1 pseudogene is annotated in these 803 nt (G+C 69.1%); it reads right to left on the bottom strand.

Features of this window, described 5'->3' with window-relative positions:
• Positions 1-803: pseudogene (locus K4G64_RS39385) on the bottom strand (alpha-1,4-glucan--maltose-1-phosphate maltosyltransferase); the annotation flags it as partial.

The following is an 803-nucleotide window of genomic DNA, read 5'->3' as shown; positions in this document are numbered from 1 at the left end:
GTGAGGTACTCGGTCAGCTCCTCTTTGGAGTTGCGCCAGGTGAAGTAGGTGTAGGACTGCTGGAAGCCGATCTGGGCCAGGGTGTGCATCATCGCCGGCCGGGTGAACGCCTCGGCCAGGAAGATCACATCGGGGTCGGTGCGGTTGATCTCGCCGATCACCCGCTCCCAGAACACCACCGGCTTGGTGTGCGGATTGTCCACCCGGAAGATCCGCACCCCGGCGTCCATCCAGTGCCGCAGCACCCGCACCGTCTCCGCCACCAGACCGTCCATGTCGGCGTCGAAGGCGATGGGGTAGATGTCCTGGTACTTCTTCGGCGGGTTCTCCGCGTAGGCGATGGTGCCGTCGGGGCGGTGGTGGAACCACTCCGGGTGCTTGTGCACCCAGGGGTGGTCCGGGGAGCACTGCAGCGCGAAGTCCAGCGCCACCTCCATGCCCAGCTCCCGCGCCCGCCCGACGAACCAGACGAAGTCCTCCAGGGTGCCCAGGTCGGGGTGCACGGCGTCGTGCCCGCCCTCGGGCGAGCCGATCGCCCACGGCACACCCACATCGTCCGGGCCGGGGGAGAGGGCGTTGTTCCTGCCCTTGCGGAACGTCGTCCCGATGGGGTGGATCGGCGGCAGGTAGACCACGTCGAAGCCCATCGCCGCGATCGCCGGCAGCCTGCGGGCCGCGGTGCGGAACGTGCCGTGGGGCTGCTCGGGGGTGCCCTCCGAACGCGGGAAGAACTCGTACCACGAGCCGTACAGGGCCCGCTCCCGCTCCACCAGCAGCGGCAGCGGCTCACTGCTGGTGACCAG

Source organism: Streptomyces sp. WAC04114 (genome assembly GCF_019733245.1).
GTDB classification, from domain to species: Bacteria; Actinomycetota; Actinomycetes; order Streptomycetales; family Streptomycetaceae; genus Streptomyces; species Streptomyces massasporeus_A.
This window is presented reverse-complemented; position numbering and strand designations above follow the sequence as displayed.